Source organism: Blautia sp. MSJ-36 (assembly GCF_018917985.1).
Taxonomy (GTDB): domain Bacteria; phylum Bacillota; class Clostridia; order Lachnospirales; family Lachnospiraceae; genus Blautia_A.
Map to the genome: position 1 here is coordinate 35340 of NZ_JAHLPQ010000023.1, position 13510 is coordinate 48849.

Consider the following 13510-nt stretch of genomic DNA (forward strand, 5'->3'; position numbering starts at 1 on the left):
GGGGGGATTTTCGTTATTCTATTGGGTTTTTATGCTGTCTTTTCCGCTGTTTCAAGAAGTTTTTCTTTTGTGTTAAGGGATGGATCTTTCAGCACACAGTCAAGAAGTCTTTCCAGAAGATCTCCCAGTTCCGGTCCGGCCGGATGTCCGGCATTTATGAGATCTTTTCCGGAAACTGCCAGGGTTTTCAGTGAGGTACATTCTCCTCTTTCAAGGATTCCCTGATAGGTTTCTGTCACGCCACCTAACCGTGCCAGTTTCTCCTCTCTCCTGTAAGTACTCTGCGCTAAAAGATCTGCCTTCTGTACTTTCAGATACAGTGGAAAAAGATCTTCTCCTATGAGGTTCACAGATCTTCTCACATCCTCAGCTGCCGGTGTGGGGCGAAGATCGTGATACCGGATCAGACGACAGGTATTTCGGATGGTTGCATTGTCAAATTTCAGGCGGCGCAGGATCTTTCCTGCCAGCTTTTCCCCTGCCGGTCCGTGTGTCTTAAAGTGGTCTCTTCCGTTCCCGTCCGTCTTTTTTACAACCGGCTTGGCGATGTCGTGAAGAAGCATGGTGATGCGGAGAAGCCTGTCATTTTCGATCTCTGTGAGACTTTTCAGAATGTGCTCGCCTACGGTGTAGCAGTGATGGGGAGTATTCTGCTCTGTCTCCATGCAGGCATCAAATTCCGGAAGAAATTCTCTTGTAAGGCCTGTCTCCCAGGCTGTCCTGAGATAATCCGGATGATCGGACACCAGAAGCTTCACAAGCTCTGTCTGGATACGTTCTGCACTGACATGTTCCAGGTTTCCTGACATCCGCGCCAGTGCTGCCTTTGTATTCTCTTCCACAGTAAATCCAAGCTGTGCGGAAAAACGCACTGCCCGGAGCATCCGAAGGGCATCCTCTGTAAAACGTTCCACCGGATCCCCGACACACCGGATGATCTTCCCATCAATATCTTTCATTCCGCCAAACAGATCCACCAGTCCGTGCTCCGGATGGTAGGCCATGGCATTGATGGTAAAATCTCTTCGTTTCAGATCTTCCTCAAGGCTTCTGGTAAAAGTCACAGCATCCGGATGGCGGCCATCATGATACTCGCCGTCCACACGGTAGGTTGTCACCTCAAATCCTTCTTTATCCATCATTACGGTTACTGTTCCATGCTGGATCCCCGTATCTACAGTTCTGTGAAAAAGTTCCTTCACCTGCTCCGGAAGTGCAGAAGTTGTAATGTCCCAGTCCCCCGGCACCCGGTTCAGGATGGAATCCCGGACGCAGCCGCCGACAACGTAAGCCTCATAGCCGGCAACATTTAAAGTCTTCAGAATCTGCGCTGCTTTTTGTGGTATGTTTATCTTCATAATAACTCCTCTTACTGATTGCTGCTGTCAAGATCAAGCATTCACATTTCACTGTATTATCTGCTCTCAGCAGCCGGATGATATTCTGATATGGTTTCAGTAACGACATTATAGCATAAATCCATAAAAACAGCGGAGCTTATTTCGCCCCGCTGTCCAAATTCCTGTATGGTCTGGTTACTGCTCACGCAGTTTTATACATTTTAGTATGCACGTCCCCAGTAAACCATTTTCTTGGCCGGTTTTCCGCAGCATACGCAAACGTCGCTTAACTGCTCCTGCTCAAATGGCATACATCTGGATGTTGCCTGGAAATCTTCTTTGATCTTGTCCTCGCATGCACGGTCGCCGCACCACATAGCTTTAATGAATCCTGGCTTGCTGTTGATGATCTCGCCGAACTCCTCGTAATTCTTGGCTACATAAGTATGTGCCTCTCTGTGTGCACGTGCGCGCTCCAGCATATCATGCTGAATGGTATCCAGAAGCTCTTTAACCTTATCTGCAAGCTCCTCGAAGGATACAGTGTATTTCTCACGGGTATCTCTTCTGCAGAGAACTGCCTGGCCATTCTCGATATCTTTCGGTCCACACTCAACACGAAGCGGAATACCACGCATCTCCTGCTCAGCGAATTTGAATCCCGGGCTTTTGTCTGTAGCGTCAACTTTTGCACGGATGCCTGCTGCCTTCAGTGCTACAAGAAGCTCGTCAGCTTTCTCCATAACGCCCTCTTTACGCTGCTGAATCGGAATGATCACAGTCTGTACCGGAGCGATTCTCGGAGGAAGGACAAGACCGCTGTTATCACCGTGTACCATAATGATGGCACCGATCATACGGGTTGTCATTCCCCAGGATGTCTGGTGAACATATTTCAGTGTGTTATCTTTGTCTGTGTACTGGATTCCGAATGCTTTGGCAAAACCATCTCCGAAGTTATGGCTTGTACCGGACTGAAGAGCCTTACCGTCGTGCATCAGAGACTCGATGGTGTAGGTAGCCTCAGCACCTGCGAATTTCTCCTTGTCTGTCTTCTGTCCTTTGATAACCGGGATTGCAAGAACTTCCTCGCAAAAATCTGCATACAGGTTCAGCATCTGGATGGTACGTGCCTCTGCCTCCTCTGCTGTTGCATGTGCAGTATGGCCCTCCTGCCACAGGAACTCTCTGGAGCGAAGGAACGGACGGGTTGTTTTTTCCCAGCGCACAACAGAGCACCACTGGTTGTAAACCTTCGGAAGATCTCTGTGGGACTGGATCTCTTTCTGATAGAAATCGCAGAACAGAGTCTCAGAAGTCGGGCGCACGCAAAGTCTCTCCTGAAGAGGATCCAGACCGCCATGAGTTACCCATGCAACCTCCGGAGCAAAACCTTCTACATGATCTTTCTCTTTATCAAGAAGAGACTCCGGAATAAAGATCGGCATGTAAACGTTCTCTACACCAGTCTCTTTAAATCTGCGGTCAAGCTCATGCTGGATATTCTCCCAGATTGCATAACCTGCAGGTTTGATCGCCATACAACCCTTAACGCTTGTATAGCCGCAAAGCTCAGCCTTCTTAACAACGTCTGTATACCACTGAGCAAAATCCTCATCCATAGACGTAATGGCCTGTACTAATTTCTTTTCTTTTGCCATGATAATCTCCTTTTTTCAAAAAAAATAAGCCATCCGAATCCCTCACAAGGGACCGAATGACTTCGGCGGTACCACCCCAGTTAACAGCGCGCCCGCTGCTCTCTCAACACCCGTTAACGCCGGAAACACACGCCACGCTTCAATCACGCAGAGCTCCGAGGCCGGTTCCACAGTTCACGCACAGGACCCTTCCACCAAACCAGGCCCCTCTCTGAGATAATTCCCTGTGTACTATTCTCATCATCGCCGTATCTTCGATACATTTTAGGCGAAAACTCCCCCAAAGTCAACCCCAAACCAAAAAAATTCTAATCCACCAAACCCTATCGCCACCATTCAGGGAACAGGGCGCAAGCGCCCGCCTTCCCGTTCATGACCAATACCGTACTCGTGCCCGGAAAGGGAGGGGTGCAGGGGAGGGAAAAGTGGGCTTCGAAACTCCGAGCGCCTTTCCCTCCCCTGCGGTTTTTTACACTGTTGTCAACAGTGCCTCAAATTTTCCTTCCATTTCATACTCGCCGGCATTAGCCGTAATAAAAATACTATCTCCCTTCTGCACATCCACACTTTCCTCCCCGGACTGCACCTTCCCGGCGCCATCCAGCACAAGCAGGCTGGCAAAAGAGGTCTTATCAATCTCTCCAAAGATCTTCTTCATCCTCTGTCCATCCAGAACCACCTTATCAACCGTAAAATAACCACAGTCCACAATATGCGGCTCAAAAGACTTCTTCCGAAGGATCGGCACCCTCTTCGTCACCTGAAGCGCCTTCTCAATATGAAGATCCCTTTCCTTCCCATTGGCATCCTTACGTCCATAATCATAAACCCTGTTTAAGTCAACGTCTGTTTCTGCTTTTCCCCTGATTCTTTTTGCTATGCCATGTTTCTACTCTTTCACAGACACTGCCGGCATCTCCAGATACCGGTTCAGATCTTCTGTGAGAATACGGATCTTGTCTCTGGTATCCTGCTCTTTGTAGGTCAGCCGGTCTGCGATCCTGGTGATATAATCCTCTTCCTCGATGATCTCACAGGTTTCCGGGAAATTAATATCATAGTACTGGGCAAGATAGGATACCCAGTAGTCCACCGGCACCTGTCTGTCCGCAGATAATACAGACTCTCTTCTGAGGCAGGACTCCCACACTGCCGGCGAGATCAGCCCTTCTCCTGCTGCTTCCTCTGAGACTCCCAGCATGGCATCAATGGATGCCACCAGCTTCACCCGGCAGTTATCCAGTTTATCTGCATCCCGGATCAGTTTTGCATGAAACAGTGTTCTGGCGTCATGGATCCCCTCCAGCTTAAAATCACTGTGCTTACGGATTGCCGCATCGATCAGAATGTCAAACTGGTCATCACGGATAAAACGGCGGATCATTTTTTCCTCCCCGAAGAGAAGTTCTGCCCCGAATACTGCATGATCCATAGTTCCCGGCTCAAAGCTGTGAAATCTTCGGATCTGCTCAAAACGTCCGATATCGTGAAGCAGCCCGATCAGTTCTGCAAGTTCCACGTCTTCCCTGGAACACTCCATCCGTCTGGCGATCTCCCCTGCGTATTTCACCACACCGTAAGTATGCTCGATCTTCAGATAAATCTGCTCATCCTGCCGGTCGTATTCATCCAGATATTTCTCGAATTCCTCTTTTGCATGCACAATATCAATCATTCTGCCACACCCCTTCTGCATTTTTTTGTTCTGTAACTTTTGTAAAACACTCTGTGTTTATTATATCGAAGGTCTCTGACAAATTCCACCGTATTTCCCGGAATTTCGAAAATTCTCTCTACTGCCTGATCCGGACAAAAAAAGCAGCTGCCCCAAATCTATCTTCTGGATAGACCGGACAGCCGCCTTTTCTCTGGAATCTCTTACTATTTTCTTATCTCACAAAATGGATCTCATAATCTCCTGATCCGGCCTCAGCCTGCATAAATCCGTCTCCTGCCGTGAACGTAAGTCCGTCTGCGGCTTTCACTTCCTTCGCCCCATCCAGGCAGATGGTTGCGGTTGTATTTGCAGGTACGGAAACATGCAGAAGTGTCTCTTCCGGTGTTACTTCCCAGAAGCTTCTTATCGGACCGTAAACAGAACGGTATTCTGCTTTTACATATTTAAGATCTCCGCCCATTCTCGGATAAATCACTGCGTGTTTATAACCAGGTTTCTTTTCATCCACTTCAAGGCCTGCCATCACACGTACCAGCCATTCTCCGATGGAACCGTAAGCATAGTGATTGAAGGAGTTCATATCTGCACTCCACATGGTTCCGTCCGGTTTCAGTCCGTCCCAGTGTTCCCAGATCGTAGTAGCTCCCATCTTCACCTGATACAGCCATGACGGGAAATCATCTTTCAGAAGCAAATCGTACGCTTCCTTTACATGGCCATTCTGGCTTAATGCGTGGCAGAAATACGGAGTTCCCACAAATCCGGTTACCAGATGATCATTCTCTTTTTTCAGAAGCCTTAAAAGACCCTGAACCGTTTTCTCTTTATATTCTTCCGGTACCAGGTCAAAATACAGTGCCACAATATGTGCGGTCTGTGTCTGCGCCGTCATCTCACCGTTTTCATCAAAGAATGTTCTCTGGAATTTATCCACAACCTTATTGTAAAGGTCTGTGTATTCCTTCACATCTTCCTCACGGCCCAGAACTTCGGCTGCTTTTACAAACAGTCCTGTGGAATATGCAAAATAAGCCGTACAGGTCAGATCATTTGGAGTTGCCCCGAAATAACTGCCTTCTTCTGCGTCCAGAGCTACCCAGTCACCAAACTGCAGCTTGTAGTTCCAGATATAATCCACAGAATACTCTCTCATAAAGTTGATCCAGTTCTTCATGCTGTTATACTGAATCTTCAGAATTTCTTTGTCACCAAAAGTCAGATACATGGTCCATGGATTGATTACTGCCACATCTGCCCAGGCCGCTGCGGAATGGCTGCCCTGTTTAAGAAGCCAGTTATCCCCTTCATTTCCGGAAATAATATCCGGAACAACATGGGCAACACCGCCCTCCTCTGTCTGATCCGCCTCCACATCGCGGAGCCATTTCCGGTAGAAAGAATATGTATTTTCAAGGAAGCATGCTGTACGGCAGAAAATCTCCGCGTCACCGGTCCATCCAAGTCTCTCATCTCTCTGCGGGCAGTCTGTAGGAACATCCACAAAGTTACTCTTCAGTCCCCAGAGGATATTGTGGGCCAGCTGGTTCAGATCCGGATTGGATGTCTCAAGAAATCCGGTACGTTCCATGTTGGTATGAATGGCATGTGCGATAAAGTTTCCAGGTTCCGGTGTTCCCGGGAAGGAAACGATCTTTGCGTAACGGAATCCCATAAAGGTAAAGGACGGACGGTAAGTAATGGTTCCATCTTCTCCGAATGTATACTGAAGAGATTCTTTTGCCCCTCTTAAGTTATCAAGATATACATTTCCTTTGGAGTCCAGCACCTCAAAGCAGTCCAGACGGATCACATCACCTTTTTTACCTGTTGCGGTAACCTGAATGAGGGCACTCATATTCTGACCGAAATCAATGACCATATCTCCTTCCGGCGTCTCAAAGATTTCTCTTGGTTTTACCTCATCCATAAGGGAAACTTTTCCGCTTCCCTGTCCGGTAAGAACGGAAAAATCATAATCCAGTTTACGGACTGGTTTCCACTGTCCGGCTGTACATCCAGCCTCAGACCATCCTTTGATTTCTTTTGCTCCGTCGTAGATCTCACCATCATAGATCTCTGCAAACACAACCGGTGCATCTGCACCGCTCCAGCTCTCATCTGTCACAAAAAGCTCTTCGGTTCCATCCTCATAACGGATTACCATCTGCGCCAGAAGTGCGGTATTTTCTCCATAATGGTTTCTTCTCTTTTCCAGGCCTTCAAATCCCATTTTTCCTTTATACCAGCCTGCTGCCAGCACGGCACCCGCCGCATTTTTGCCTTCTTTCAGGTAATCGGTTACTTCATAAGTCTGGAAGCAGAGATGTTTCCGGTAGGAAGTCCATCCCGGTGTCAGTTCATCCTTTCCAACTTTTCTGCCATTAACATAAAAATGATACAGTCCCAGTGCAGTTACAGATACAAAAGCTTCTTTTACCGGTTTTTCAACTGTAAACTCATTTCTTACATAGGTACCTTTGGAATTGTCCTTATCTGCCTCTTCCTCTGCAGATACAAACACTGCTTTCCATTCTCTGTTATCCAGAATTCCTGTGACAAAGGATGTCTCCGCCCACTCTGTCTCTTCTCCGTTGGCGGTTGCTTTTACACGGGCAAAATATTTCTTCTGGGATTCCAGTTTCACATTCTCAGGAAGGATCTGTGCAGATGCATCACTGTTTACCCTTCCACTTTCGTAGATCTTTTTCTCAAAAGCTTTATCCTCTGCAATTTCCAGCTCCCAGGTATCCTGAATTACATTTCTCTTATCACTTTCTAATGTCCAGCTGAACTCCGGAACATGTGTGATTCCAATCTGTTCTTTTTCATAATCCATACGGATCTCATTAATTTTTAACATAGGTTCTACCCCCAATTTTCCGTGATATTGTCAGTTCTTACAGAAATGGTAACAAAAAAAGCGTCATCCTTCAATAACGCTTTTTCATCAAAATATTAACCATTTATAAGGTGTTTCGATGTTCTTTCCGGTACTGTGCCGGCGTACACCCCTCTGCCTCACGGAATTTCCGGTAAAAGAAATTCATATTATTGTAACCACACAGCGGGATCAGCTCTGAAAGCGGCAGTTCCGTTGTTTCCAGAAGCATCCTTGCTTTTTTCAGGCGCTGTTCCTGAACATGTTCCACAAAACTTCTTCCTGTTTTTTCTTTCAGAAGGGCGGTAAGATAATTGCCATGCATTCCAAAAGCCTTTCCCATTTCCGGCAGTGTACAGGTTTCGTAATTTTTTTCGATATAGGAAAGCAGTTCCAGGATCTGTACTTCCTTTGCCACAGATGCCTGTTTCTTTGTCTCATCACGCCAGGTTCTGAGAAGTTCTGTAAACAGAATAATCACATAGCTTTCCATCACCTCTTCCATGCCGATGTCCCGGGTGTAATACTCGGATATAATCTGTTCCATGATCTCACCCACCCGGTTGTTTCCATGGGTTTTAAAATACAGATAATGTTTCTTCTTCCTGCTTCTGGTCACCGATTCCGCAAGAAACTCCGAGACAATTCCCTGACGCGGCATCCGGCTTAAAAACGCCGCGTCAAAGAATTCCCGGCTCATAAGAATATTTACCAGAATATCATTTTCACCGCCGGCCTCAATGGAATGCACTGCCTGGGTATCAAAAATACAGACATCCCCTTCGCTGGTGACAACCTTCTTTCCTTCTATGGTCTGGCTGCAGCTTCCTGACCAGAGATAACACAGTTCTATATAATCATGCTGATGGGGCAGTACTTCCACATAACGGTCCTGCCTGCTTACCACAATTTTTTCTCCCGGTGCCATAAACAGGCTTCCCTCAAAAAGATAAGTTCCCTGGCCGGACTTTGCAAACCGGCAGGTGTCCTGCCTGTGCAGTTCCTCCAGGGAAATTCCTTTCAGAATCTCTTTTTCTCTTGGTGTTATCTTTCTCAGATAACGGTCAAGTTCTTCTCGGTTCATCGTATTTTTCAGGCTCCTCCGTTTCCAGAAAACAGCTGTTTCCGCTCTTTTCCTCAATATAACACGTTGGCTTTGTCCGGTAAACCGTTTTTTCCTGTTTCTCCTATTCATACTTTACAATTTCTTTTCGCAGCCGCTTCATGATCCGCTTCTCCAGGCGGGAAATATAGGACTGCGAAATTCCCAGGAGATCTGCCACTTCTTTCTGAGTCTTTTCCATCCCTTCTCTGTTTCCCAGCCCAAAACGCAGGCGGATAATCATCTGCTCTCTCTTTGTCAGTTTGCTGATGGCTTTTCCCAGAAGCGCAATCTCCACTTCATCCTCCAGCCGCCTGGATATCACATCATCATCTGTACCAAGAATATCCGAAAGCAGAAGTTCATTGCCGTCCCAGTCCACATTCAGGGGTTCGTCAATGGAAACTTCCATTCTGGTCTTGCTGTTTCTCCGAAGATACATCAGGATTTCATTTTCAATACACCTGGATGCGTAAGTAGCAAGTTTGATATTTTTTACAGGATTAAATGTGTTGATCGCCTTAATCAGTCCAATCGTTCCAATGGAAATCAGATCTTCCACCCCTACCCCTGTATTGTCAAATTTCTTCGCAATGTAAACCACCAGCCGGAGATTGTGCTCAATCAAAACTGCCCTTGCTTCTTTTTCTTCCTCTGTCCCCAGCATGGCAATTACCTTCGTCTCCTGCTCCGGCGGAAGTGGTGCCGGAAGGATATCATTTCCCCCGATATAAAAAACATCTCCCGGCCGGTTAATCATAAATCTTGAAATCACCTGAAATGGATACGCTCTTACTGCAGCTCTGTTCATAAAAAAGCCCCCTTCTTAATTCAATAGTCTGGAATTCAAAAGTATCCCGTACTCTTCTCCCAAAGCTGAGGGCTCAAATGTAATGGCAAGTACCGGTTTTCCCACATGTACAACCCTTCCGGGAGTCTGGATCGTAAGTTCGGTAAGAATCACACCCAGCAGCAGTCCTTCTTTCCCGCCTGCTGTGCGGCACGAAAGAAAATGAGGCCGCAGCCCGGCAAGTTCCGTGCTTTCCAGCTCCTCTGGTTTTTCTTTTATGTACATCAGTTTTTTTACCAGTTCTCTGGAAAGCACTTTTTCCAGAAGTTCCGGTTTTACTATGGATACCGGCTGTCTGCTTACAGGATCCATAAGAAGATTTCCTGTGTCAAAAAAGCCGTAGGACTGTTGTTTTTTCCCCTGATATATCAGGGTTACCGGATAAATATTTTTCCGGCACAGCCGGAAAGTTTCTGCCACACAGGTCAGTGTGTAAAGACTGCCATAGGTTCCTGCCAGAAAAAGCAGAAAAGTTCTTCCTGTCATGGTTCCTTCTGTTTCCAGCGCCTGATAAATCCCTCCCACCACAAAAGCGGTAAGATACATCGCCAGAATTGTTTTTGCCAGCAGGCAGCCCCTCTTCAGCCGAAACGCAAAAGCTGCCATAAAAAAAGCACAGCTTCCATGAATCAGAACAGCCACCGGAAAAACAATCCGGACAGGCATATAAAGAAGCAGACAGGAAAAACCAGCTCCCAGCGCAGCAGATGCCAGACACCGGAATCGGCTTCCGCCAAGATGCAGAAACCTTCCCACAAGTCTGAGAAGCATGTAATCCATCAGGAAATTCGTCAGAAAAACGATATCTATGTATATGGTCTGATACATAAAATTCCCCCGCTGCCACCTAACACTTTATCCGTGATCAATCCTTCACTTTGGTAAGTGCATTTATTATATGGCAGGCTCTCTGCATATTTTGTCAAAGCATGGAAGCCCTGGCCTCAAACTTGTCGTGGCATTTCTGGGGCACTCGACATTTATAGATTCTTTCTATGGATTCGTGACAAAAATGTATAAATTTCTGTACAATGATGCATCTTTGTTGATTTTCACACTTTATAGTGTTAAAATATTTTTTATTATAAAATCTGAAAAGCAGGCAGCTTTTTGCTGATATTTTTTATGGATATAAGGGAGGAATCGAACAATGATTAATATCACCGGACACACCGGGCTTACCGGCCTTCTGGGAAGCCCCGTTGCACACAGCGTATCACCTTTAATGCACAATGAGGCATTTCGTTACCTCGGGCTTGACTATGTATATCTCTGTTTTGATGTGGCAGAGGAGACCCTTCCTCAGGCAGTGGAGGGACTGAAAGCCTGCGGAATCAAAGGCTTTAACCTGACCATGCCAAACAAGAATAAGATCGTGGAACTTCTGGATGAACTTTCCCCCACTGCCCAGCTGATCGGAGCGGTAAATACCGTCCGCAATGACAATGGAAAATTAAAAGGATTTAATACGGATGGTTACGGATTTACCCAGTCTGCCAGAGATGCAGGCTGTGATGTGAAGGGACGCACCATCACCGTTATGGGTGTGGGCGGTGCCGGAATGGCAATCTGCGGGCAGTCCGCCCTGGAAGGTGCAAAAAAGATCCATGTTTTTGCACGTCCTACCAGCCGTTACTGGGAACGTGCCGCTGCCATGGCAGAAAAAATGTCTCATATGACAGAGTGTGAAATGATTCTTCATGAGATGGATGATCACGCTGCCCTGAAAGACGCACTGGAAGAAAGCACTCTTCTGATCAACGCTACCTCTGTGGGAATGGTTCCGGATGTGACCGGCACAGTCATCCCGGATAAAACTCTGTTCCATCCGGAACTTACGGTAGCCGATGTTGTTTATGAACCAAGAGAAACAAGACTTCTTAGAGAAGCCCGGGAAGCCGGATGTCCAACCTTTAACGGAATGTACATGCTGCTTCACCAGGGCGTAAAAGCATTCCACATCTGGACCGGACTGGATATGCCGGTTGAGATTGTAAGAGAGAAATATTTTAAATAATCCATCCCTGTTAATACACGATCCGCATATTAATTCCCTGTGGGAAATCTCCGTATTTTTCTCCGAAGAGATTGATTCCGCCCTGATTTATGGCATCCGGGCGCACTCCGATCCTCAGAGAAATATACGGTTTTCCTGACAGGCGCACGGTTTCCAGTATATTCTCATCGTTCACCTTAATCTCATTGATGTAACATCCATCTTTTCGCAGAGAAACTCCTGTCATAAATCCATACTGCGTCAGACCTATGGGCCATACATTTGGTGTCAGTCTCCCTCTTCTTGCTCCCAGATCTCCCGGACATGTATAAGTCCCAATCTCTGTTCCATTAACTGAAAAAGTAATATCCGACGGCCACTGGGCATTATATCCAGGTGCTTCCGAACAGAGCTCCATGGAAAAGTTCATCTCCTGGATGTTCCAGAGGGGATTTATTTTGTTGGGAAAACGATATTCTATATATCCCCGGCTGAACCAGATCAGCTGCGCCTGCTGCCTGTCCGTCGAATAAAAAGACCTTGGATCATCAAAAGTATCAATTACCCCGTTCATTCCCGCCAGGCCACAGGAAGGTTCCACCTGAAAATCTGTATAATTTCCAAGAGGCATCTGGCAGTCCGTATGGCTGGAGCCGGTAAATGAAGCCCACCTGGAATGGATTCATTTTACTCCGGATATTGATCAGGGTACTGTAGAAATCACTTATTCTCTTTCCGACTGCACTGTTTTTCCATGTGAACTGGAATGGGATATCCGGTTTAAGGACCATCCGGTTTCTCACGGTTCCCTTACCGTTTCCGAAAAACGCGGAAAGATCATTGTTGATATTTTCAAAAACAAAGCACTGCGCGGTTCCTTCCACTTTACCGGATAGTACTGGTCTCCGGAACATCCGAATCTTTTTACAGTAAGTGCACTTCTGAAATCCAGAAATATCCTTCTGGATCAGGTGGAAACTTACTTCGGAATGCGTAAAGTGCACGTCCACGGTGGCAGAGTTTATCTTAACAATCAGCCTTATTATCAGAAGCTGCTTCTGGATCAGGGATACTGGAAGGACGGACTTGTTACCGCACCTTCCGAAGAAAACTATATCCAGGATATTCAGAAAGCCAAGGAAATGGGATTTAACGGCTGCCGCAAACATGAAAAAGCGGAAGATCCTCTCTTTCTTTACTGGGCCGATAAACTTGGATTTCTCGTATGGGAAAGCACAGCCAGTTTCTGGAGTTTTTCTCCGCAGTCAGCAGCTGTTTTTTCCCAGGAATGGACCCGTACCATACAGAGAGACTACAACCACCCCTGCATTATTCTGTGGAACATGATGAATGAAAGCTGGGGGGGTTCCCAGACTTTACGATAACACACAACAGCAGCATTTTGCGCGGTCTCTGTATCATCTGGCTCATGGCCTGGATCCTTCCAGACTTGTAATCGCCAATGATGGATGGGAAATGACGGAAAATGACATCTGTGCATTTCACTCCTACAAACACGGATCTTTGGATAATCCGGATACCCAGGCTGCATTTTCTCTGGGACTTCAGTCTCTTTCCGGACTTGAAAACCTGGTAGAACGACCGCTTTTTGCAGACCGCTTTGTTTATGAAGGGCAACCGGTTATGCTTACAGAAGCCGGAGGAATTTCCCTTAAAACCGGAAAGGATAAAAAAAGCTGGGGCTATTCTGATACAGACAGCGAAGAAAGTTTTCTCGCAGCTTACAGCCATGTAATCCGGTCCATCTACGCTTCTGATCTGCTCTGTGGTTTCTGCTACACACAGCTATCTGATATCCAGCAGGAACAGAATGGGCTTCTTGATGAAGATCATCAGTTCAAAACAGATCCGAAAAAAATCAAAGCAAGTCATGAACCACCAGTTCAACTGGTGGTTTGATTCTGCCCCTATAAGGGGCTTATGCCTGCAACGCCTGAAAGGCGGATGCCTCAAGCATATATACCGGCTGGCCTCTAAAAGAGGC

At 46.7% G+C, this 13510-nt stretch carries 12 protein-coding genes; 3 read left to right on the top strand and 9 right to left on the bottom strand.

The features are described from left to right. Positions 1–29: 29 nt before the first annotated feature. The 8 genes from KQI39_RS13470 to KQI39_RS13505 form a co-directional block, all read right to left on the bottom strand. Positions 30–1358: a CCA tRNA nucleotidyltransferase gene (locus tag KQI39_RS13470; RefSeq protein ID WP_216418959.1), complete on the bottom strand. Its 1329-nt coding sequence runs from the start codon at positions 1356–1358 to the stop codon at positions 30–32. A gap of 203 nt (positions 1359–1561) precedes the next feature. Then, complete coding sequence (proS, locus tag KQI39_RS13475) at positions 1562–3001, bottom strand: proline--tRNA ligase (RefSeq protein WP_216418961.1); 1440 nt, start codon at positions 2999–3001, stop codon at positions 1562–1564. A 469-nt stretch (positions 3002–3470) separates the two neighbouring features. Continuing rightward, positions 3471–3761, bottom strand: a complete 291-nt coding sequence (locus KQI39_RS13480; RefSeq protein ID WP_216418963.1) for a hypothetical protein — start codon at positions 3759–3761, stop codon at positions 3471–3473. Positions 3762–3890: 129 nt separating this feature from the next. Then, positions 3891–4676 carry an HD domain-containing protein gene (locus tag KQI39_RS13485; RefSeq protein WP_253293190.1) on the bottom strand — a complete coding sequence of 262 codons (786 nt, stop codon included), beginning with the start codon at positions 4674–4676 and terminating at the stop codon, positions 3891–3893. A gap of 214 nt (positions 4677–4890) precedes the next feature. Beyond that, a complete protein-coding gene (locus tag KQI39_RS13490) occupies positions 4891–7539 on the bottom strand; it encodes an alpha-L-rhamnosidase (protein WP_216418968.1) in 2649 nt (882 codons plus the stop codon). Between the two features lie 103 nt (positions 7540–7642). Then, positions 7643–8641 carry an AraC family transcriptional regulator gene (locus tag KQI39_RS13495; protein ID WP_173762395.1) on the bottom strand — a complete coding sequence of 333 codons (999 nt, stop codon included), beginning with the start codon at positions 8639–8641 and terminating at the stop codon, positions 7643–7645. Positions 8642–8744: 103 nt separating this feature from the next. Next, positions 8745–9470, bottom strand: coding sequence for an RNA polymerase sporulation sigma factor SigE (sigE, locus tag KQI39_RS13500; RefSeq protein ID WP_148447308.1), 726 nt, complete (start codon positions 9468–9470; stop codon positions 8745–8747). Positions 9471–9485: 15 nt separating this feature from the next. Beyond that, on the bottom strand, positions 9486–10337 hold the full coding sequence (locus KQI39_RS13505; protein WP_148447310.1) for a sigma-E processing peptidase SpoIIGA: 852 nt from the start codon (positions 10335–10337) through the stop codon (positions 9486–9488). A 322-nt stretch (positions 10338–10659) separates the two neighbouring features. Between KQI39_RS13505 and KQI39_RS13510 the strand changes: the two genes are divergently transcribed. Next, positions 10660–11526, top strand: coding sequence for a shikimate dehydrogenase (locus KQI39_RS13510; RefSeq protein WP_216418970.1), 867 nt, complete (start codon positions 10660–10662; stop codon positions 11524–11526). 10 nt (positions 11527–11536) lie between these two features. Here the strand turns inward: KQI39_RS13510 and KQI39_RS13515 are convergent, their stop codons facing one another. After that, a complete protein-coding gene (locus KQI39_RS13515; protein WP_216418972.1) occupies positions 11537–12136 on the bottom strand; it encodes a hypothetical protein in 600 nt (199 codons plus the stop codon). A 358-nt stretch (positions 12137–12494) separates the two neighbouring features. Here KQI39_RS13515 and KQI39_RS17450 point away from each other — a divergent pair, with 358 nt between their 5' ends. Both KQI39_RS17450 and KQI39_RS17455 read left to right on the top strand, forming a co-directional pair. Beyond that, positions 12495–12890: a glycoside hydrolase family 2 TIM barrel-domain containing protein gene (locus KQI39_RS17450; protein WP_253293191.1), complete on the top strand. Its 396-nt coding sequence runs from the start codon at positions 12495–12497 to the stop codon at positions 12888–12890. Beyond that, complete coding sequence (locus tag KQI39_RS17455; protein WP_253293192.1) at positions 12856–13425, top strand: hypothetical protein; 570 nt, start codon at positions 12856–12858, stop codon at positions 13423–13425. Before KQI39_RS17450 ends, KQI39_RS17455 begins: the two co-directional genes overlap by 35 nt. The last annotated feature ends 85 nt before the right edge of the window (positions 13426–13510 follow it).